The sequence below is a fragment of the Streptomyces thermodiastaticus genome (genome assembly GCF_014656135.1).
GTDB classification, from domain to species: domain Bacteria; phylum Actinomycetota; class Actinomycetes; order Streptomycetales; family Streptomycetaceae; genus Streptomyces; species Streptomyces thermodiastaticus.
The window spans coordinates 123,511-144,064 of the sequence record NZ_BNBV01000013.1; the positions used below are offsets into that span (position 1 = coordinate 123,511).

Below are 20,554 nucleotides of genomic sequence, written 5' to 3' on the forward strand. Positions count from 1 at the left end.
CCCGGCCCCGCACCGGCGGCCACGGACCCGCGGCCGCCGCGGCCCCGGCGACAGCGGCTACGGCACCACCGTCACCGGCCAGCGCCCCGACTTCACCAGGCGGACCGCCACCGACCCGATGATCCGGTGGCCGGCCCGCTCCGAGGCGCCCACCACCACGGCGTCCGCCGTCAGCTCGCAGGCGGCCTGCACCAGCCCGTTGTACGGGTCGCCCTGGAAGGTGTGGAACTCCCAGCGGACGTCGAAGATGCCCTTCACACGCTCGGCGGCCTGCCGGACGTATCGCACCAGTTCCTCGGCGATCTCGTCGGTCGTCTCGGCCACCGGAGCGCCGAGCGCCGCGCCCGCCGCCATGACCGGCTGGACGTACACCAGCGCCAGCAGAGCACCCTGCCGCCGTGCCAGGCCGGCCGCGTAGGCGGCGGCACGCATGGAGGAGTCCGAGCCGTCCACACCGGCCACGATGACCTTCGGTCCGTCGGTGCCCCGCTCGAACCGATGCTCCTGCCGCTCGTGCTCCTGGTGCTGTTCCGTCACACTCGCGAGGCTATCGAAACACCGGCTCGGCGCCACCCCCGGACCGGCCCGGGCCGGCGGCCCGCGCACCGGACGCCCGCCCGGGCGCCGGCCGGATCACCGCACGTCCGTCAGACGGGCGAAAACCACCACGTTGCTCTCGTACCCGGACTGCTCGGTGTACCGGCCGCCGCAGGTGATGACCCGCAGCTCCGGGCTGCCCGTGGCGCCGTAGACCCGTTCGCCGGGGAAGTTCTTCTTGGCGACCACCTGCACGTCGTACACCTCGAAGACGGCCGTCCGGCCGTCCTCGCGGCGGATCTCGACATGGTTGCCCGGCTCGAGCGCGCCGAGCGCGTAGAACACCGCCGGTCCCCGGGAGTTGTCCACATGGCCGACGATCACCGCGGTGCCCTGCTCCCCGGGGGTGACCGCGCGCTCGAACCAGCCGGCGAGGTTGGCGTCCTGCGGCGGCGGTGCCGCCACCGCGCCGTCCTCGTCCACTCCGACGGGGATCACGGGCGCGTCCACCTGGATCACGGGGATCGTCACCCGCACGGGCACCGAACGCGGCAGCGACCCTTCCCGTGCGGCCGGAGCGCTCGGTGTGCTGCCGTGCGCGGCCCCCGCTGCGGCCGCCCTCGCGGGCTGCGGCGGGCCGGCGTCGTACTGCCCCGAGCCGTTGCGGACGAGGGCGAGCCCGGCCAGCAGGACCAGCGCGATCACGCCCCACGGGGCGCGCTTGCCGCTTCGCTCCCCTGCCTCCTGCCCGGCACGGCCGGCCCGCTCGCTCGCAGTCATCCGCCATCCCCTCTCGCGGCGGGACCCCGCCCCGCCGTCGTGCACACGGATCACGCTAGGGTCCGCGGACCGCACCGGCGACGGGGCGGCCGACGAACGGGTGGCGGCGTCCTGCCCGGTGGGCGACGGGCTCACCGGGACGGACGAGCCCCGAACGGCGAGGTCCGGCATGCGCCAGCGAGCGGGACGTCCGAGGGTGTGTCCAGGAGGTGCTTTCTCGCCGACCGACCGGGGACGGGGCCCCGGGGCGCCTTCCACGGAGGCACACGCATGCACACTGCACCCACTCCCGTGGCGGTCCTGATGGCAGTCGCCGCCGTTCTCGGCCCGGCCGCCCCGGCGGCCGCTTCACATGTCACCGGCTCCTCGCCCGCCCACCGGCCCGTGCTCGCGCCGGCCCTCGCGGCCGACGGCGCGAGACCCGGCGGCGCCACCGACGCGGACCTGGCCATCGGCGGCGGGCTGCTCGCGACGGGCGTCGTCTCGGGCGGCCTGCTCTGGTGGCGCGGCCGTTCCGGCCGGCGCACCTGACGGCCGCGGACGTCCCGCTCGGTGCACCTGACAGCCGCGGACGTCCGGTTCGGCGTATCGGACGGCCGCCGACGCCTGAGACCTCCCCTCGGCGCGCCGCCGAGCGGAGCACACACGTGCCGGGGCACGGACGCGTGCGGCCGCAAGGACGCGTGCCGCCGAGGGGGAGACACGACCCGGACACCGACGGACGGGCGGACACATGCGTCGCTCCGGACACATGCGTCGCTCCGGGCACACGCGTCGCTCCGGACATATGCGTCGCTCCGGGCACACGCGTCGCTCCGACACACGTGTCGCCCCGGACCGGGGAAGGTCCGGGGCGACACGTGTGCATGTCCGCCGGCCGGGGCGCTCAGGCGACGCCCTCCTCGCCGGGGCGGCGGCGCGCGAGGCAGTAGGCCGCACCGAGCGAGCCCGCGATGAGCGCGCTGCCCATGCCGACCTCCTTGAGGTCGAAGCCGGCCACGGTGCCGCCCCCGCCCGCGTGGACGCCGTGCCGGTAGTGCTCGGGCCGGCCTGAGCCGTGACCGCCCCGGCCCCCCTCGTCGTCTCCGTAGCCTCCGCCGCCGTAGGAGCGGCCGCCCCCGCCGTCGTCGTCGTATCCGCTGCCGCCGTAGTGATCTCCGCCGCCGTAGGCCTGGACCGCGCCACCGCTCGCGACGGCGGCGGGCGCGGAGAAGGTGAGGGCACCGATGCTCAGCAGTGCGGCGGAAACGGCGTGTATGACGCGCATGACGAATATCCTCCGGGTCCCCGAGGAGCAGCTGCGGACCTTTTCCGCGTGCGCCGGAAATGCACCTCGATGATCGAAACGCTAGAAAGGCGCGCCGGACCACGCGATCGCTGCCGGGCGAACGGGGCAACGGCGTGGGCCGCACAGGCGACGCGTTCGTGCGGGCGGGGGACGGGCATGAGCGGGCGTCGGCTCCGTGCACCGGCTCAGCCGGACCGTCAGCTCCTCAGGTGCGGGAAGAGTTCCAGGAAGGGGCCCGTCGGCTCCGAGCACGATGGCGTAGACCACACCGATCCACATCGTCATGTACTCGATGACGTCGGGGGTTTCACTGGGGTCGTCGTTCTCGGACGCCGTGCGGTGCCGTACGAGGGTGATGACCACCACCACGGCCAGGCGGCGGCCGTCGCAAGGACGAGAACCAGCCATCCGGGCAAGGATCTCTCCGAAGGATCAGCGCGGGCGCAGCGCGGCCACGGCGGCCGCCGGACTCGGCGGTTCCGGCGTCGGCGCCGGTTCCCCGCACGGCGGGATGCCGGTCACCGACACCGCCGCCACGCCGTCCGGCCCCGTGAAGGCCCAGGCGCAGGCGTCCGCCGCGGCCGGTGCCGCCCCGGCACCCGCGCAGGCCCACACCAGCGCCGTGGAGGCCGCCACCCGCAGCAGAAGGCGTCGTCGCCGGGTGAGTTCCGGTCGTTGCACGAGCGAGATCCTGGGCAGGGCCCCGGCCGGTCACGCCGCGCGGGACGGCGATTGGCCCGAAGGAGCGAAACGCAGCCCGCGGAGGTTTTGCCCGGCGGCGGGGCGGCCGGACGGTGAACCGGACGCGCGTGCCCGCGTCCCCGGCCGGGTGGTGCAGGCCGGCGGCCGCGACCGGCGCGCAGGGAGCAGCGGCCGGCGGCGCCTTCGGAAGGCGGTGACGGGAGCGTCGGTTCCGGGGGGCGGCCCGCCGCCCCGACGGGCGCGCCCGCGGGCCGCACATCGGCGCAATCCGCCGCGATGCGGACGGCGCACACGGCGCATGCCCGCAGGTGGCAACCGTTAACGGATGGTCAATTTCCGTTTTGGTATCGCCCGTTGAGCGGTCGGTCAGTAGCCTCGGCTCGAACACCGAATCGCCTACGTTGTGGAGAGCAGATGGAGCGTCCCCCCTGGGCGCCGCGCAGCATCGACATCTCGGTGCCGAGCGTCGCCCGGATCTACGACTACTATCTGGGCGGTTCGCACAACTTCGAGGTCGACCGGCAAGCCGCCCGCAGGGCCATGGAGTTCCTGCCGGGACTGCCGAAGATCATGCAGGCGAACAGAGCGTTCATGCGGCGTGCCGTGCGCTTCGCCCTGGCCGAGGGCATCACCCAGTTCCTGGACATCGGCTCCGGCATCCCCACCTTCGGCAACGTCCACGAGGTCGCGCAGGGGGCCAGCCCCGGCAGCCGCGTCGTCTACGTCGACCACGATCCGGTGGCGGTCACCCACAGTCAGGCCGTCCTGGCCCGCAACGAGGACGCGGACGTCGTCGCGGCCGATCTGCGCAAGCCCCGTGAAATCCTCGCGAGCCCCCAGGTGCAACGGCTGCTCGACCTGAATCGCCCAGTGGCGCTCCTTCTGGTTGCCATACTGCACTTCGTGGACGACTCGGACGACCCGCAGGGCGCGGTGGCCGAGCTGCGCGACGCGCTCGCGCCCGGCAGCCTGCTGATCCTCACGCACGCCTCCTACGAGGGGATCCCGCTGCCGCAGGAGCGCAGACTGGGCGCGGTCGACGTGTACCACGACATCCGCAACCCGCTGATCATGCGTACGCGCGAGGAGATCGCGCGGTTCTTCGAGGGGTACGACATGGTGGAACCCGGACTGGTGCCGATGGCGCTGTGGCGCCCGGAGACCGCGCCGGAGGACGAGGATCCGTACGCCTTCGCGGGATTCGCCGGCGTGGGGCGCCTCGGCGCCGCCCGCGCGAAGGCCGGTCGGCACCATGCGGCGGGCGCGGCCGGGACACAGGTGCCCTGCACCCGGCGGAACGGGCGCGGGGCGTGACGGCACAGCCTCAGGGGGCGGAGGACCGACTGCGCCGGCTGACGACGATCTGGAGCCGGGCGGTCTTCCCGGTGACCTCCACGTCGCTGACCCGCGCCGAGTTCGAGGAACAACTCCTGCCCCTGGCACGCCGGCTGAGCGAGGCCCTACGGGCCGGGAGGTTCGACGCGGCCGAGGGCGAGGCGGTCGGTGCCGCACTGGTCGAGGCCCACTGCACCGCACCCGAGGCACTCAGTCGTTCTTTGGACTGCCTCGACGCCTACCTGGTGCTCTACTGCGGTGAGGGCGGCGACCAGGAGGCCCTGCGGGCGCGCTGCTCGCGCCTGCAGCACGCCATGGCCGCCGGGTTCGCCCGGGCGCTGCGCCGACGCACCCTCGCCGAGCAGGAGGCCATCGCGCAGGCCGCGCTGCGCGCCCAGGGCGTGGTCGCCCAGGCCCTGCACGCCAGCGAGGCCCGCTTCCGGGCGGTGTTCGAGGGCGCGGCCATAGGCATCGGCATCGCCGACCTGGAGGGCAACGTCCTGCAGTACAACGGGGCGCTGCTGCGCATGTTCGGCAGCGAGCAGAATCTGCGCGGCCGCAACGTCAGGGAGTGGGCGCACCCCGAGGACGCCCCGCACATCTGGCGGCTGTACGAGGAGCTGGTGCGCGGCGAACGCGACCACTACCGCGTGGAGAAGGCCTTCTCCCGGCCCGACGGCACCGTGCTGTGGACCAACCTCACCGTCTCGCTGCTGCGCGATGCGGACGGCACACCCCAGTACCAGCTGGCGCTGATGGAGGACACCACCGAGCGGCGGCTGCTGCACCTGCGGCTGCGCTACGAGGCCACCCACGACGCACTGACCGGGCTGCCCAACCGCACCCTGTTCTTCGAACGCCTGGACAAGGCGCTGAACGCCGGCGAGGGCCACCGCTTCGGCCTGTGCTACCTGGACCTGGACGGCTTCAAGACCATCAACGACAGCCTCGGCCACGCGGCCGGCGACCGGCTGCTGGTGGAGGTCGCCGACCGGCTGCAGTCGTGCGTGACCGCACCCGGCGAGATGGTGGCCCGGCTCGGCGGCGACGAGTTCGTGGCGCTGACCACCGCCGCCGACAGCCGGCGCCAGGTCGAGGACCTCGCCCTGCGCATCATGAACGCGCTCGGCACGCCCATCCGCATCGACGGACGGGAGCTGACCGTGCGGGGCAGCATCGGCGTGGTCGAGGGCGCGGTCGGCGAGCGCAGCGCGGCGGAGGTGCTGCGCAGCGCGGACATCACCATGTACCGGGCCAAGTCGGCCGGCGGCAACCGGTTCGAGCGGGCCGACCCCGAGGCCGACGCCCGCGTCATCACCCGGCACGGCCTGACCACGGCGCTGCCGGCCGCCCTGGACCGCGGCGAGTTCTTCATCGAGTACCAGCCGCTGGTCCACCTCGGCGACGGAAGCGTGCGCGGCGCCGAGGCGCTGGTGCGCTGGCTGCACCCGCAGCACGGGGTGCTCGGCCCCGACCGGTTCATCCCGCTCGCCGAGCACACCGGGCTGATCGTGCCGCTGGGCCGCTGGGTGCTGGAGCAGTCGGTGCGGCAGGCCCGCGAGTGGCGGGAGAGGCACGGCGGGGACACGGCGGCGCCGCTGCGCATCAACGTCAACCTCTCGCCCTGCCAGCTGCGCCACCCCGGTCTGGTGCAGGACACCGTCGAGATCCTGGAGCACGAGGGCGTGGCACCGGACGCGCTGTGCCTGGAGGTCACCGAGTCGGCGCTGATCGGCGCGGAGGACGAGGTGCTCGAACCGCTGCACCGGCTCGCCGAGATGGGCGTGGACATCGCCCTGGACGACTTCGGCACCGGCTATTCCAACCTGGCCAATCTGCGCAGGCTGCCGGTGAGCGCGCTCAAGCTGGACCGCTCCTTCACCCAGAGCATGCAGCGCTTCCCCGCCGACCCGGTGGACCTGAAGATCGTCGAGGGGATCGTCGCGCTCGCCCACAGCCTGGACCTCGCGGTCACCGTGGAGGGCGTGGAGACCGGAGCCCAGGCCGAACAGCTGCGGATACTGGGCTGCGACACGGCTCAGGGCTGGTACTACGCCCGCCCAGGCCCACCGGAGCGCCTGCACGAGCTGGCCCTCGCGGACGCGACGGGCTGACCGCGCGGTCAGCCCGGCTGCCGTCGGCCCGGGCAGGACGCCCGCGCCGGCCGCTCGGCCCGCAGGCCGGTGCGCCACGGTGCTCAGGCCGGTTCGGGCAGGGCCGTCCTCACCGGTGCGCGGCCGCAGCCGCCGCTGCCGCCTGCGGCGCGGCGTGCGCCGGCCGCGTGGGCGCGGACTCGGCCACGGCGACGGCCGCCCGGACCAGGGCCGCGACGGCCCGCGAACGCGACTGCTGCGGCCAGGCGATCGACAGAACGGCGGGCGGGGCGTCGGTGACGCGACGGTAGACGACGTCGGGCCGGGGGTAGCGGTCGGCGACGGACGCGGGCAGCAGACCGACCATGTCGCCCAGCGCGACGAGCGTCAGCATCTGGGCCAGGTCGCGGCCCTCGCCGCGCACGCCGTCACGGAAGCGGTGCACCTCGCCGGGGCGCAGCCCGAGGTCGGCCGTGGAGAGCCGGTCGCGGGCGGCGAGCGGGTCCCGCGCGGCCAGGACGGCCATCCGCTCCTCGACGACCAGCGTCTCGCGGTCCAGGCCCGTGTGGTCGAACGGGTCGTGGACCAGGGCGACGTCGGCCTCACCGCGGCGCAGCAGCAGGTGCGACTCCTGCCATCCGCACAGGCGGACCGTGACCGGTACCGCGGCGGGGTCGGCCGCGTACCGTTCGAGGATCGGTTTCAGCAGACCGGCGTCGCCGTCGGCCTTGGCCGCCAGGACCAGCCCGCCGTCCGGGGCGGCCGCGCGCCGGGCCCGCACCCCGGCGGCCTCCAGCGCGTCCAGCGCGATCCGCGCCTCCCCGAGCAGCACCTCGCCGGCCGTGGTCAGCGACACCCTGTGGGTGGTCCGCTCGAACAGGGTGACCCCGAGGTCCGCCTCCAGTCGGCGGATCGCCCGGGACAGGGGGGGTGCGGAGATGCCGAGCCGTTCGGCCGCGCGGGCGAAGTTCAGTTCCTCGGCCACGGCCACGAAGTAGCGCAGCGGGCGGGAGTCCATGAGCGTCATTCTCCCTCGATCGGTATTGCCTTCAGGGTAACGACCGGGTGCGAACCGGTCCTTCAGTTCCGCCCGCCGGGCGCAGAGGATCGATACGGCGCTGAGCCCGGGCGGACCTCTGCGAGGAGTCCGCCGCCGTTTTGTCTTCCTTTTTCTGCCTGCGTCCTTTTCTGCCCACGTCCTTCATGGAGTCCCACGTGATCGTCGTGACCACCCCCACCGGCCAGATCGGCCGGCAGCTGCTCGCCCTCCTCCTCGACGCCCCGGACCTCGCGGAGCCGGTCCGGGTGATCGTGCGCGACCCGGCGCGCCTGGCGCCCGGGGCCCGGGACCGGGTCGAGGTGATCCAGGGCTCGCACGCCGACCCGGGCGTGCTGAAGGAGGCCTGCGCGGGCGCCGGCCAGGTCTTCTGGCTGGTGCCGCCGACACCCACCGCCGAGAGCGTCGAGGGCCACTTCGACGCCTTCACCGAGCCGTTGTGCCAGGTGATCGAGGAGCAGGGGATCGAGCGGGTGGTCACCGTCTCCACCCTGGGGCGCGGCATCGCGACGAACGCCGGGCAGATCTCCGCCTCCCTCGCCATGGACGAGCGCATCCGGGCCACGGGCGTGCACCACCGGGCGCTGTGCCCGCCGTTCCTGATGGAGAACTTCGTCGGTCAGGCCGCGTCGATCCGCGACCAGGGAGCGTTCTACGCCGCCATGACCGGGCAGCGCGTCCTGCGCACCTGTGCCACCGGTGACATCGCCGCGACGGCGGCCCGGCTGCTGCGCGACGGCACGTGGACGGGGCAGGAGGACGTCCCGCTGGTGGGCCCCGACGAGCTGACGCCCGAGGGCATGGCCCGGGTGATGAGCGAGGTGCTGGGCCGCCCCGTCCAGGCGCGGCTGGTCGGCTTCGCGGACTACCGGGCGAGCCTGCTCGGGCACGGGGTGAGCGAGGCGTCGGCGCAGGGGCTGGCCGACATGGCACGGGCCCTGGACGAGCAGGGCTTCTACGGGGCCGCCGTGCCCAGCACACCGGAGAACGCGCCGACCGGCTTCCGTACGTGGTGCGAGCGGGTGCTCAAGCCGGCCGTCCTCGGCTGAACCGAGCGGCCCCCGCACCGGGCGCCTCCCGCACGGGCGCCCCCTGAACCTGGCGGCCCCTGGACCGGCGCCCCGCGGCCCGCTGCCGCGCGCTGCCCGGCTCACCGCTGCAGCAGCATCCGCTGCAGCTCCCGGGCGGCGCGCGGCGGGTCCACGTCGCTGCGGTGGGCGAGCGCGATCGTACGGTGCAGACCCGGACGGGCCAGCGGGGTGACCCGCAGACCGGCCCCGGAGCGGGTGGCCACCATGCGCGGCACGACCGCGACGCCCAGCCCCGCCCGGACGAACCCCAGGACGGCGTCCATCTCGCCGCCCTCCACCGCGAACTCCGGTTCGAAGCCCTCGGCGCGGCACGCGGCCACCGTCAGCTCCCTGAGGTCGTAGCCGTGCCGGAACATCACCAGGCGCTCGCCCTCCAGGTCCGCGATGCGCACCGAGCGCCGCCCCGGCCCGCCGGGCTCGGGCGCCTCCGGCGAGGAGACCACCACCAGGTCCTCGCGCAGCAGCTCCACCGTGGTCAGCGCGGGGGAGGGGCTGGGCAGCGGCAGCACCACCAGGGCCAGGTCCAGGGCGCCGCGCGCCAGCTCCCGCACCAGGTCGTGGGAGCCGCCCTCCTCGACGAGCAGCCGGATGCCGGGATAGCGGTCGTGGAAGGCGCGCAGCACGTCCGGCAGCAGACCGGTGCACAGGCTCGGGGTGGCGCCCAGACGCACCCGGCCCCGGCGCAGCTGCACCAGCTCCTGCACCTCGTGCCGGGCGGTGTCCGCGTCGGCGAGGATCCGCCGGGCCAGCGGCAGCAGCGCCTCCCCGGCGTCGGTGAGCGTGATGTTGCCCCGCGCCCGCAGGAACAGGTCCGCGCCCAGCTCCCGCTCCAGCGCCTTGATCTGCTGCGACAGCGACGGCTGGGCCACATGGACCAGTTCCGCGGCCCGGGTGAAGTGCCGGGTCTCGGCGACCGCCACGAAGTACTGGAGCTGCTGGAACTGCACACCGCCACGATACCCCTGCATAGGCGATGCCTATCGAATCGAGCTGCACCATGTCTTGGACCGATGGGCTGTGGCGGTCCTAACGTCATGCCATGGCTCTGGCAACGCGGACGGACCGACGGCCGTCCATGGCACGGACCGTGTGGGATTCGACCGTCGGCAAGAAGACCGTGATGGCGGTCAGTGGGCTGATCATGCTGCTGTACCTGATCGTCCACATGTACGGGAACCTGAAGATCTTCTTCGGGGCCGGCGACTTCAACCACTACGCCCACTGGCTGCGCACCATCGGCGAGCCGTTCATGCACTACGAGTGGACGCTGTGGGTCATCCGCGTGGTGCTGGTCGTCGCCGTGGTCGCCCACGCCGTCTCCGCCTACCAGCTCAGCCGCCGCGACATCAAGGCGCGCCCGGCCAAGTACGTGCACTCCCGGCCGCGCGCGAGCTACGCCACCCGCACCATGCGGTGGGGCGGGGTCATCCTCGGGCTGTTCATCGTCTGGCACATCCTCGACCTGACCACCGGCACCGTGCACTCCGGCGGGTTCCAGGAGGGCCACCCGTACCAGAACGTCGTGGACACCTTCTCCACCTGGTACGGCAACGTCATCTACATCGTCGCCATGCTGGCGCTCGGCCTGCACATCCGGCACGGCTTCTTCAGCGCCGCCCAGACCCTCGGCGTCGGCAGCCGCAGGCGCGACTTCGCCCTGAAGACCGTCGCCAACGTCCTCGCACTGCTGCTCACGGCCGGTTTCATCGCCGTCCCCGTGGGCGTGATGACCGGAGTGGTGAGCTGACATGACCTCCTACGCCGACTACACGACCGGCGAGCCGATCGCCGACACCAAGGCGCCCTCCGGGCCCATCCACGAGCGCTGGGACAAGCGCCGCTTCGAGGCCAAGCTGGTCAACCCCGCCAACCGGCGCAAGAAGACGGTGATCATCGTCGGCACCGGCCTGGCCGGCGGCTCCGCCGGCGCCACCCTGGCCGAGCAGGGCTACCACGTCATCCAGTTCTGCTACCAGGACTCCCCGCGCCGCGCCCACTCCATCGCCGCGCAGGGCGGCATCAACGCCGCGAAGAACTACCGCAACGACGGCGACTCGATCCACCGGCTGTTCTACGACACCGTCAAGGGCGGCGACTTCCGCTCCCGGGAGTCCAACGTCCACCGCCTCGCCCAGATCTCCGTGGAGATCATCGACCAGTGCGTGGCCCAGGGCGTGCCCTTCGCCCGCGAGTACGGCGGCCTGCTCGACACCCGCTCTTTCGGCGGCGTGCAGGTCTCCCGTACCTTCTACGCCCGCGGCCAGACGGGCCAGCAGCTCCTCCTCGGCGCCTACCAGGCGCTGTCCCGGCAGATCGCCGCCGGCAACGTCGAGATGCACCCGCGCACCGAGATGCTCGACCTGATCGTCGTCGACGGGCGGGCCCGCGGCATCGTCGCCCGTGACCTGATCACCGGGACGATCTCCACGTACTTCGCGGACGCCGTGGTCCTCGCCTCCGGCGGCTACGGCAACGTCTTCTACCTGTCGACCAACGCGATGAACTCCAACGCGACCGCCATCTGGCGGGCGCACCGGCGCGGCGCGTACTTCGCCAACCCCTGCTTCACGCAGATCCACCCGACCTGCATCCCGCGCACCGGCGACCACCAGTCCAAGCTGACGCTGATGAGCGAGTCGCTGCGCAACGACGGCCGGATCTGGGTGCCCAAGGCCAAGGGCGACACCCGCCCGCCGAACGAGATCCCCGAGGACGAGCGCGACTACTACCTGGAGCGCATCTACCCGTCCTTCGGCAACCTGGTGCCCCGCGACATCGCCTCCCGCGCCGCGAAGAACGTGTGCGACGAGGGCCGCGGCGTCGGCCCCGGCGGGCAGGGCGTGTACCTGGACTTCGCGGACGCCATCAAGCGGATGGGCCGCAAGAAGGTCGAGGAGAAGTACGGCAACCTCTTCGACATGTACGAGCGGATCACCGCGGAGAACCCCTACGAGGTTCCCATGCGGATCTACCCGGCCGTGCACTACACGATGGGCGGCCTGTGGGTCGACTACGACCTGCAGACCACCATCCCCGGCCTGTTCGCGATCGGCGAGGCCAACTTCTCCGATCACGGCGCCAACCGGCTCGGCGCGTCCGCGCTGATGCAGGGCCTGGCCGACGGCTACTTCGTCCTGCCGGCCACCATCAACGACTACCTCGCCCGCCACCCGCGCAACGAGCCGGTCCGCCCCGACCACCCGGTGGTGCGGGAGGTGCTCGCCGAGACCGAGGACCGGCTCGCCCGGCTGCTGTCGGCCGACGGCGACCGCACCCCCGACTCCTTCCACCGCGAACTGGGCGAACTGATGTGGGAGTACTGCGGCATGGCCCGCAACGAGCAGGGCCTGCGCAAGGCCCTGGAGCGCATCCCGCAGATCCGGGAGGAGTTCTGGCGGCGCATCAAGGTCCCCGGCAGCGGCGAGGAGCTGAACCAGTCCCTGGAGAAGGCCAACCGCATCGTCGACTACCTGGAACTGGCCGAGCTGATGTGCCTGGACGCCCTGCACCGCACCGAGTCCTGCGGCGGCCACTTCCGCGAGGAGTCCCAGACCCCCGACGGCGAGGCCGCCCGCAAGGACGAAGAGTTCTCCTACGCGGCCGCCTGGGAGTTCACCGGCACCGGCCAGGCCCCCGTCCTGCACAAGGAAGACCTGGTCTTCGAGTACGTCCACCCCACCCAGCGGAGCTACGCATGAAGCTCACCCTGCGCGTCTGGCGCCAGAAGAACGCCGACGCCGACGGCGCCATGTCCACCTACGAGGTGGACGGCGTCTCGCCCGACATGTCCTTCCTGGAGATGCTGGACGTCCTCAACGAACAGCTCATCCTCTCCGGTGAGGAACCCGTGGCCTTCGACCACGACTGCCGCGAGGGCATCTGCGGTGCGTGCTCGCTCGTCATCAACGGCGAGCCGCACGGCCCGGAGCGCACCACCACCTGCCAGCTGCACATGCGGTCCTTCAAGGACGGCGACACCATCGACATCGAACCGTGGCGCGCCGCGGCGTTCCCGGTGGTGAAGGACCTGGTGGTGGACCGCTCGGCCTTCGACCGGATCATCCAGGCCGGCGGCTACATCACCGCGCCCACCGGATCCGCGCCCGAGGCGCACGCCACGCCCGTGCCCAAGGCGGACGCCGACTACGCCTTCGAGCACGCCGAGTGCATCGGCTGTGGCGCCTGTGTCGCCGCCTGCCCCAACGGCGCGGCGATGCTGTTCACCTCCGCCAAGATCAACCACCTCAACGTCCTGCCGCAGGGCGCGCCCGAGCGCGAGACCCGGGTGCTGGACATGGTGGCCCAGATGGACGCCGAGGGCTTCGGCGGCTGCACCCTGACCGGAGAGTGCGCCACCGCCTGCCCCAAGGGCATTCCGCTCACCTCCATCACCCACATGAACAAGGAGTGGCTGCGCGCGACCCGGAAGGTCGCCAAGCGGTAGGCCACGGCCAGCAAGTCGTTCGCCGAGGGGGCGGACGGGCGGGACCGGGATGTGGTGCTCATGACCCGGTCCCGCTTCGCTTGTCCGGGACCGGGCCGCCGCCGGGCCCCGGTTCCCGCGCACGCGGATGCGGACGCGCCGCACATCGCATCGGCGCCCGTGCCGGCCGGTTGCCGTCGCAACGCTGCAACGAGCCTCGCTCGCACAGGAGTTGGTTCTCGGGGCGGGATCCGAGCCTCCGGGCCGGCGGGGCGGCGATGCGCATCCGACGACGGGTTGGCCTAGACCAAAGTTGACATGTACGCTCCCGGTCATCGCCCTGTGCTGCAGCGTGTCAGGGCATTGCACCCGAGGAAGGTCCCTGCGTGATGTCCAATCCCACGCATGTCCCCCGTCATCGCGTCCTGTTCAGACTTCTCGCCCTGTTCGCCGTGGTCCTCGGCGTCGCCGGGGTCGTCCCCGCCCAGTCCGCCCGGGCTGCCGCGCCGTTCAAGGTGCTCGCCTTCTACAACGGCACCTACGACGCGGCGCACATCAGCTTCGACCACGAGGCCAACGCGTGGTTCCCGCAGGCGGGCGCCGAGAACGGGTTCACCTACACCGCCACCACCGACTGGAACAAGCTCAACGCGGCGGACCTGGCCGACTACCAGGTCGTGATGTTCCTCGACGACTACCCGCACACCGCGGCCCAGCAGTCCGCCTTCCGCACGTACGTGGAGAACGGCGGAGGCTTCGTCGGCTTCCATGTCTCGGCCTTCAACGACGACTCGAGCGACTGGCCCTGGTACCACAACACCTTCCTCGGCACAGGCACGTTCAAGAGCAACTCCTGGGGGCCGACCGCCGAGACGCTGAAGGTCGAGGACGCCGGCCACCCGGCGACCGCCGGCCTGCCCGCCACCTTCACGTCCTCGGTCAGCGAGTGGTACAGCTGGCAGAACGACCTGCGGCAGAACCCGGACATCGACATCCTGGCCTCGCTCGACCCGTCCACCTTCCCCGTCGGCACCGACCCGAACCAGACGTGGTACAGCGGCTACTACCCGATCGTGTGGTCCAACCGGAACTACCGGATGGTCTACAACAACTTCGGGCACAACGCGATGGACTACTCGACCGACACCGCCCTGTCCTCCACCTTCGCCAGCGCCGAGCAGAACCGGCTGCTGCTGCAGGAGATCAAGTGGGCGGCCGGGCAGCCCGGCACGGTCACCCCGCCCGAAACCCGCACCGGTCCCATCCGCGGCTACGGCGGCAAGTGCGTCGACGTCGCCGGCGCCGGCACCGCCGACGGCACGGCCGTCCAGCTGTACGACTGCAACGGCACCGACGCGCAGAACTGGACCGTGGACAGCACCGGAACGCTCACCGCGCTCGGCAAGTGCATGGACGTGACCGGCGCCGGCACCGCCAACGGAACCACGGTGCAGCTCTACACCTGCAACGGCACCGGTTCCCAGGTCTGGCAGCCCGGGCCGAACGGCTCCCTGGTCAACCCGCAGTCGGGCAAGTGCCTGGACGCCACCGGCCCGAGTTCGGCCAACGGCACCCGTCTGCAGATCTGGTCCTGCACCGGAGCCGCCAACCAGAGCTGGACGCTGCCGTCCTGACCGTGTCCGGTGACGTGCCCGGCCGGACCGACGGCGGGGGAAGGACGGTGAGGGCGGCTGCCGGTCGCGCGGCGCCCTCGCCGCAGCCGTCGTCAGTCGGTCCGCCGTGTGCCCGGTGGCAGTCGTCCGCGGACGACTGCCACCGGGCACATGTCCGTTTCCCGGCAAGCGGTGAGGGCTCACCTCGCGAACGGAGGGGAGCCACGTGTGCTCAGGACTGCTGCCCGCTGGTGGCGAAGTCGGGCAGTTCGGTGGAGATCAGATCCTCGGCGGCGCCGTCGAGGCGGAGGGCCAGCTGAGCGGAGCGGGGCAGCATGGTGCCCTCGTAGGCACGGACGGCCTCGTCGATGCCGTCGTGGCGGGTGAGGGCGAGGGCGAGGTCGCAGGCGTCGAGCAGAGCGAGGTTGACGCCGACGCCGAGCGGGGGCATGAGGTGGGCGGCGTCGCCGAGCAGGGTGACGCTGGGGCTGTGCTGCCAGGTGTGACCGGCGGGCAGGGCGAAGATCGGGCGGTCGTGGTAGGGGCCGTCGTTGTCGGTGATCAGCTGCCGCAGGCGGGGTGACCAGTCGCGGTAGCGCTCCAGCAGAAGGGCGCGGATCCCGCCGGTGTCCTCAGGGGCGAGGCCCGCATCGGTGATCCAGTCGGCGGGGGCGCGCTGGATGAGGTAGACGCGGATGTGGTCGCCGCCGTTGCGCTGGGCGAAGATGCCGCGCCGGCCGTCGGCCGCGGCGGCGCTGCCCTGGCCGACGAGTTCGGCGACCTCGGGGTGGCGGGCGGCGACGTCGTGGAACCAGGCTTCGAGGAACGTGATGCCGGTGTAGCGGGGTGCGGTGTCGGTCAGGGCGCGGCGGACCCGGGACCAGGCGCCGTCGGCGCCGATGACGAGGTCGCACTCGACGCTGGTGCCGTCGGAGAAGTGCAGCCGGCGGGGGCCTTTTGACGGGCCGGTCACGGCCTTGAGGGTGTGTCCCCAGCGGACGGTCCCCGGCGTCAGCGAGCCGAGCAGCAGATCACGCAGCCGGCCGCGGTCGATCTCCGGCTTGAACCGTTCGCCGGGCTCGGGGACATGGTGGAACAGCACAGCGCCGGACGGATCCAGCTGGCGCATTTCCTGCCCCTCGGGGCGGGCCAGTCCGAAGAACTCCTCGAGGAGTCCGGCCTCGCGCAGCGCGATCTGGCCGTTGTCGGCGTGCAGGTCGAGGGTGCCGCCCTGGTTGCGGGCGTGGGGGCCGGCGTCGCGGTCGTAGACGGTGGCGGTGATGCCGTGCCGCTGGAGGATGCGGGCACAGGTCAGACCGCCGGGACCGGCACCGATGATCGCGATACGGGGCGAGGTGGAGGTGGGCATGACAGGGCTCCGTTCGTGCAGCGTCAGGACGGATGGTGTGGGCGCCGGGACCGGCGGCGATGACGGAAACCGGCCGGGAGAGAGGGAGAACAGGTCCTCACGGCGGCCGGCCGGGCGGGACTGCCCGGGCCGCGGCCCCAGAAAAGCACACCGGCTCAATAAGTGCAACAGATAAACTTTTGAAGTCGGTTAACCGAGGGGGTAGGGTGAGGGGCATGTCCGCAACGACCCCCGGCACCTCGCCGGACTCCGCTGCCGCGCCGGTGGGGCGCCGTGAACGCAAGAAGGCCGCCACCCGCCGCGCCATCGCCGACGCCGCCCTGCGCCTGTTCCTGGAGCGCGGCTACGACGCGGTGGGCATCCGGGAGATCGCCGATGCCGCCGACGTGTCCACCACCACGCTGTTCAAGCACTTCCCGGTCAAGGAGGCCCTGGTCTTCGACGAGGACGCCGACCAGGAACGACGTCTGCTGGACGCCGTCCGCAACCGCCCGGCGGGCCAGTCCGTCCCGGCCGCGCTGCGGGAACACGCCCTGAGCAGCCGTCTGGTCGCCGCCGGCGGCGGGGACGACCGCTTCGCCGCCTTCGCCGAGCTGGTGGCCGCCACACCCGCGTTGCGGGACTACGGCCAGAAAATGTGGCTGCGCCACACCGGCGCCCTCGCCGAGGTGATCGCCGAGGAGAGCGGCCTGGCCGCGGACGACCCCGCCTGCCGGGCCCTGGCGCACTTCGCCCTGGAGGCCCCTCGTGCCGTGCACGGGCACGACAACCCCCGCGAGGCCGTGGCCCGAGCCTTCGACCTGCTGGAACAGGGATGGTCAGCGCTCACCGGGAGGAACATCTGAGCACCGGCGAGGGCGTCGGGTCCGGTCGGCGCCATGGACGTAGGGTGTCCCCGGGCGACGCCGTGGACGTACTGCGGGGGAGCGGCGCCGAAGCTGTCGGGTGCCGGTGCGCGCGAGGCGGCTCACGGCACGGTGCCCTCCGGCTCGGGTCCCCAGTACTCCGGCCCGACCCCGCGCCAGTCGATGAGCGGGGAGACCGCCACCTCCGTGCTGTCCACCTCCAGTCCAGCACGGCGCAAGAACTCGGCGACGTCCGCGAGGCTGTAGGCCAGTCCCAGGATCTCGCCGTTGACCCGCACGCGCCGGCCGCCCGTCGGAGACGGCGGATGCACGGTCACCGGCAGTGTTCCGGACATGTACCCAGCATCGGGCGCCCGGGCCGCATACGCATCCGGACACCGCACGAGCAAGCGAAGGACTCCGAAGTGGGCGCAGTGAACGACACCGACCGGCGGCCCCTGGCCGTGTTCGACCTGGACAACACCCTTGCCGACACCGCACACCGCCAGCACTTCCTGCAGCGGCGGCCCCGGGACTGGGACGGCTTCTTCGCCGCCGCGCCCGCGGACCCGCCGGCGCCCGAGGGGGTGCGGCTGGCCCGTGACAGCGCGCGCGAGTGCGAGATCGTCTACCTCACCGGGCGCCCTGAACGCTGCCGCCGCGACACCCTCGACTGGCTCGCCGCCCACGACCTGCCCGAAGGCGCCCTGCACATGCGGCCCGACGACGACCGCAGGCCCGCCCGCCGCACCAAGCTGCAGATCCTGCGCCGGCTGGCCCGCACCCGGGAGATACGTGTCCTGGTGGACGACGACGAGCTGGTGTGCGACGACGCCGAACGCGCGGGTTTCCGTGTGCTGCGCGCCCGGTGGGTCGCCGCGTCCACGGAGTTGCAGGACGCGCAGGAGCGGCAGGGCCGGACCTGACGGAACGGCGGCGGCGGGCCGCCCCTGTGCCGGTCCGGCCCGCGGGTGCGAGGAGCCTTGGGCCGCCGCTCAGCCGGCGTCCTCGATCCGGAAACCGACCTTCAGGCCCACCTGGTAGTGCTCGATCTGCCCGTTCTCGATCTGGCCTCTGACCTGGGTCACCTCGAACCAGTCCAGGTTGCGCAAGGTCTGCGAGGCGCGGGCGATGGCGTTGCGGATGGCATCGTCGACCCCCTGGTGCGAACTTCCGACGATCTCGGTGACCCGGTACACATGGTTGCTCATGGGTGCTCCTCTCGCAGACGGCACATGCAACACATGGGGGCGCACGCGGGTGCGGCCCACGTCACTCCACCGTGCCGCATGCCGGGCCGGAGCGCGAGATGTGCGCACCGTGAGCGGGGTGTCGCCGAGAGCAGGATGTCACCGAGGGCAGTTTCACCGAGGGCAGGTTTCACCGTGAGCGGGGTTTCACTGTGAGCGGGTGTGCCCCGGCGCGGGCCGTGGTTCCGGCGGGCGGCCCGCGCCGGACGGCTCACCGCACCGTGCTCAGCGACAGTGCGAAGCGTCCCGCCGCGTCCGTCCACCACCCCACCGGGGCGAAACCGGCCGCGGTCAGCTCCCCGGCGACCTTCTCCCGCCGGAACTTCGCGGACACCTCGGTGCGCAGCTCCTCGCCGGCGGCGAAATCCACCGTCAGGTCCAGGGCGGGCACCTTCACCGTCTGCGCGATGCGCGAGCGCAGCCGCATCTCGATCCATTCCTCGTCGGGGTTCCACAGCGCCACATGGTCGAAGGCGTCCGGGTCGAAGTCGGCCCCCAGCTCGCGGTCGATGACGGTCAGGACGTTCTTGTCGAACGCGGCCGTCACCCCCGCCGCGTCGTCGTAGGCGCGCACCAGCACCTCCGGGTCCTTGACCAGGTCGGTGCCGAGCAGCAGCGCGTCCCCGGCGGTGAGCAGGGAGCGCATCGCGGTGAGGAACCGGGCCCGCTCGTCGGGCAGCAGGTTGCCGATGGTGCCGCCGAGGAACGCCAGCAGCCGCGGGCCGGGGGTGTCCGGCAGCACGAGACCTGCGGTGAAGTCGGCGATCAGCGCGTGCACCCGCAGTGCGGGCCGCTCGGCGGCGAGCGCCTGCCCGGCCTGGCGCAGCGCGCTCTCGCTGACGTCGACGGGGACATACGTGTGCAGCCCGGTCAGCGCGTCCAGCAGCAGGCGGGTCTTCTCCGAGGAACCCGACCCCAGTTCCACCAGGGTGCGGGCAGGCAGAACGCCGGCGATCTCACCGGCGCGGGCCGTGAGGATCTCGCGTTCGGCACGGGTCGGGTAGTACTCGGGCAGCTCGGTGATCTGCTCGAACAGCTCGCTGCCGTGGGCGTCGTAGAACCACTTGGGCGGCAGCGCCTTGGGGGTACGGGTCAGCCCGTCGCGGACGTCGGAGCGCAGAGCGGCGGCCACGGCGTCCTCGGGCAGGGTGCGGGTGATGCGGAACGGGCTCAACTGCGGGGCTCCTCAGACGTGCGGGGGGCCAGGTCCTCGGTGAGGTCCTTCAAGGGGGTGAGCAGGACGTCCGCGCGGCTCGCCACGACCAGGGTGCGGTCGGGAACCCGACGCCACAGCGGATCGTCGTCGTACGGTTCGGAGGCCACGGTCACGCGGCCGGGTGCGGCGTGGTACCACAGGCTGTCGCCCCAGGCGGTCGCCGTGATGCTGTCACCGTCGGTGAGCAGCAGATTGAGCCGGGAACCGGGGGCGGCCGCGGCCACCTCCAGCACGGTGTCGGCGAGGGCCTGCGCCCCGGTGTCACCGCCGCGCAGCCGGGCCAGCACCAGCGCCCACACCAGCGCCGAGTCGGTCGTGGCCTGCAGGGACAGCAGGTCCTCGGCCGGCAGGGTGCGGGCCGGGCCGGCCAGCGAGGCGGGCCAGCCGGGGACGGCGCCGTTGTGGCTGAACAGCCACCGGTCCGCGGCGAACGGTGCCGCCGCGGCCTCGGCGTCCGCCCCGGCCACGGTCGCGTCGCGCACCGCGGCGAGCAGTGCCGTGGTGCGCACCACCCGTGCCAGGTCGGCGAAGGACAGGTCCGCCCAGATCGGCCCGGCCCGCCGGTAGCGGGCCGGCACCGGGTCGCCGGCGGCGTACCAGCCGACCCCGAAGCCGTCGGCGTTGACCGTCCCGTACCGCTGGTGGCGGGGCGCCCAGGACTGCCGGTACAGGCTGTGCGGCGGGTCCACCAGCAGCCGGCCGAGCGGCTCCTCGGGTCCCAGATGGGCTAGGTGACGGCACATCAGACGGTCCTGCCTCTCATGACACGGGTACCACCCGCTGCCGGCGACGGCAGCGCCCGGGGGCGACAACGCGCCGCCGGCCGGGACGCACGGTGACGCCGTCCGCCGTCCGCCGGCGACCGCGGCATCAGGCATCCTCCGCTGTGCGGGCGGTGCGGAATCCGCAGAAGATCTGCCGCCGGACGGGGTAGTCCCAGTTGCGGAAGGTGCCC

General features: G+C 72.7%; 20 protein-coding genes and 2 pseudogenes. 10 read left to right on the forward strand and 12 right to left on the reverse strand.

All coding sequences use genetic code 11. From position 1 onward, the window contains the following. Positions 1 to 57: 57 nt before the first annotated feature. Together IE286_RS14495 and IE286_RS14500 are read right to left on the reverse strand one after the other, a co-directional pair. Complete coding sequence (locus IE286_RS14495) at positions 58 to 537, reverse strand: universal stress protein (protein WP_189797107.1); 480 nt, start codon at positions 535 to 537, stop codon at positions 58 to 60. 96 nt (positions 538 to 633) lie between these two features. Further along, positions 634 to 1,317 carry a class F sortase gene (locus IE286_RS14500; RefSeq protein ID WP_189797108.1) on the reverse strand — a complete coding sequence of 228 codons (684 nt, stop codon included), beginning with the start codon at positions 1,315 to 1,317 and terminating at the stop codon, positions 634 to 636. Between the two features lie 270 nt (positions 1,318 to 1,587). Here IE286_RS14500 and IE286_RS14505 point away from each other — a divergent pair, with 270 nt between their 5' ends. Then, a complete protein-coding gene (locus IE286_RS14505; protein ID WP_189797109.1) occupies positions 1,588 to 1,848 on the forward strand; it encodes a hypothetical protein in 261 nt (86 codons plus the stop codon). 355 nt (positions 1,849 to 2,203) lie between these two features. On the opposite strand, the gene IE286_RS14510 is transcribed toward IE286_RS14505, so the two are convergent. The 3 genes and pseudogenes from IE286_RS14510 to IE286_RS14515 all read right to left on the reverse strand — a co-directional run bounded on the left by IE286_RS14510 (position 2,204) and on the right by IE286_RS14515 (position 3,286). Further along, complete coding sequence (locus IE286_RS14510; protein ID WP_189797110.1) at positions 2,204 to 2,584, reverse strand: hypothetical protein; 381 nt, start codon at positions 2,582 to 2,584, stop codon at positions 2,204 to 2,206. Between the two features lie 264 nt (positions 2,585 to 2,848). Beyond that, positions 2,849 to 3,021 (reverse strand): annotated as a pseudogene (locus IE286_RS28000) (bestrophin-like domain); the annotation flags it as partial. A 16-nt stretch (positions 3,022 to 3,037) separates the two neighbouring features. Then, positions 3,038 to 3,286: a hypothetical protein gene (locus IE286_RS14515; RefSeq protein WP_189797111.1), complete on the reverse strand. Its 249-nt coding sequence runs from the start codon at positions 3,284 to 3,286 to the stop codon at positions 3,038 to 3,040. A 435-nt stretch (positions 3,287 to 3,721) separates the two neighbouring features. Between IE286_RS14515 and IE286_RS14520 the strand changes: the two are divergent. Beyond that, positions 3,722 to 4,525, forward strand: a pseudogene (locus IE286_RS14520) (SAM-dependent methyltransferase); the annotation flags it as partial. Between the two features lie 92 nt (positions 4,526 to 4,617). Continuing rightward, the gene (locus IE286_RS14525) at positions 4,618 to 6,756 is read left to right on the forward strand and encodes a putative bifunctional diguanylate cyclase/phosphodiesterase (protein WP_189797113.1); all 2,139 of its coding nucleotides are present in this window, start codon (positions 4,618 to 4,620) and stop codon (positions 6,754 to 6,756) included. Between the two features lie 109 nt (positions 6,757 to 6,865). Here IE286_RS14525 and IE286_RS14530 read toward each other — a convergent pair whose 3' ends face one another. Further along, positions 6,866 to 7,753: a LysR family transcriptional regulator gene (locus IE286_RS14530; protein WP_189797114.1), complete on the reverse strand. Its 888-nt coding sequence runs from the start codon at positions 7,751 to 7,753 to the stop codon at positions 6,866 to 6,868. Between the two features lie 197 nt (positions 7,754 to 7,950). Here IE286_RS14530 and IE286_RS14535 point away from each other — a divergent pair, with 197 nt between their 5' ends. Further along, positions 7,951 to 8,841, forward strand: a complete 891-nt coding sequence (locus IE286_RS14535; protein ID WP_189797115.1) for an NAD(P)H-binding protein — start codon at positions 7,951 to 7,953, stop codon at positions 8,839 to 8,841. A 101-nt stretch (positions 8,842 to 8,942) separates the two neighbouring features. Here IE286_RS14535 and IE286_RS14540 read toward each other — a convergent pair whose 3' ends face one another. Beyond that, positions 8,943 to 9,830 (reverse strand): LysR family transcriptional regulator, encoded by an 888-nt coding sequence (locus IE286_RS14540; RefSeq protein WP_189797116.1) that lies wholly within the window; start codon positions 9,828 to 9,830, stop codon positions 8,943 to 8,945. 128 nt (positions 9,831 to 9,958) lie between these two features. On the opposite strand from IE286_RS14540, the gene IE286_RS14545 reads away from it, so the two are divergent. The 4 genes from IE286_RS14545 (at position 9,959) to IE286_RS14560 (ending at position 14,940) form a co-directional block, all read left to right on the forward strand. After that, positions 9,959 to 10,630: a succinate dehydrogenase gene (locus IE286_RS14545; protein WP_189797139.1), complete on the forward strand. Its 672-nt coding sequence runs from the start codon at positions 9,959 to 9,961 to the stop codon at positions 10,628 to 10,630. A 1-nt stretch (position 10,631) separates the two neighbouring features. Further along, entirely contained in the window at positions 10,632 to 12,581 is a 1,950-nt protein-coding gene (locus IE286_RS14550) for a fumarate reductase/succinate dehydrogenase flavoprotein subunit (RefSeq protein ID WP_189797117.1), read from the forward strand. Further along, the gene (locus IE286_RS14555) at positions 12,578 to 13,327 is read left to right on the forward strand and encodes a succinate dehydrogenase/fumarate reductase iron-sulfur subunit (RefSeq protein ID WP_189797118.1); all 750 of its coding nucleotides are present in this window, start codon (positions 12,578 to 12,580) and stop codon (positions 13,325 to 13,327) included. Before IE286_RS14550 ends, IE286_RS14555 begins: the two co-directional genes overlap by 4 nt. Positions 13,328 to 13,695: 368 nt before the next feature. Next, positions 13,696 to 14,940, forward strand: coding sequence for a ThuA domain-containing protein (locus IE286_RS14560; RefSeq protein WP_189797119.1), 1,245 nt, complete (start codon positions 13,696 to 13,698; stop codon positions 14,938 to 14,940). Between the two features lie 211 nt (positions 14,941 to 15,151). Here the strand turns inward: IE286_RS14560 and IE286_RS14565 are convergent, their stop codons facing one another. After that, entirely contained in the window at positions 15,152 to 16,288 is a 1,137-nt protein-coding gene (locus IE286_RS14565; RefSeq protein WP_189797120.1) for an FAD-dependent oxidoreductase, read from the reverse strand. A 215-nt stretch (positions 16,289 to 16,503) separates the two neighbouring features. On the opposite strand from IE286_RS14565, the gene IE286_RS14570 reads away from it, so the two are divergent. Continuing rightward, the gene (locus IE286_RS14570) at positions 16,504 to 17,133 is read left to right on the forward strand and encodes a TetR/AcrR family transcriptional regulator (RefSeq protein WP_189797121.1); all 630 of its coding nucleotides are present in this window, start codon (positions 16,504 to 16,506) and stop codon (positions 17,131 to 17,133) included. A gap of 122 nt (positions 17,134 to 17,255) precedes the next feature. Here the strand turns inward: IE286_RS14570 and IE286_RS14575 are convergent, their stop codons facing one another. After that, entirely contained in the window at positions 17,256 to 17,489 is a 234-nt protein-coding gene (locus IE286_RS14575; RefSeq protein ID WP_189797122.1) for a hypothetical protein, read from the reverse strand. A gap of 78 nt (positions 17,490 to 17,567) precedes the next feature. Between IE286_RS14575 and IE286_RS14580 the strand changes: the two genes are divergently transcribed. Beyond that, positions 17,568 to 18,059 carry a phosphatase domain-containing protein gene (locus IE286_RS14580; protein ID WP_189797140.1) on the forward strand — a complete coding sequence of 164 codons (492 nt, stop codon included), beginning with the start codon at positions 17,568 to 17,570 and terminating at the stop codon, positions 18,057 to 18,059. A 69-nt stretch (positions 18,060 to 18,128) separates the two neighbouring features. Here IE286_RS14580 and IE286_RS14585 read toward each other — a convergent pair whose 3' ends face one another. The 3 genes from IE286_RS14585 to egtC all read right to left on the reverse strand — a co-directional run bounded on the left by IE286_RS14585 (position 18,129) and on the right by egtC (position 20,342). Beyond that, entirely contained in the window at positions 18,129 to 18,344 is a 216-nt protein-coding gene (locus IE286_RS14585) for a dodecin (RefSeq protein ID WP_125497734.1), read from the reverse strand. A gap of 250 nt (positions 18,345 to 18,594) precedes the next feature. Beyond that, complete coding sequence (gene egtD, locus IE286_RS14590; RefSeq protein ID WP_189797123.1) at positions 18,595 to 19,557, reverse strand: L-histidine N(alpha)-methyltransferase; 963 nt, start codon at positions 19,555 to 19,557, stop codon at positions 18,595 to 18,597. Then, on the reverse strand, positions 19,554 to 20,342 hold the full coding sequence (egtC, locus tag IE286_RS14595; protein ID WP_189797124.1) for an ergothioneine biosynthesis protein EgtC: 789 nt from the start codon (positions 20,340 to 20,342) through the stop codon (positions 19,554 to 19,556). The genes egtD and egtC overlap by 4 nt, the downstream gene beginning before the upstream one ends. Positions 20,343 to 20,554: the final 212 nt, after the last annotated feature.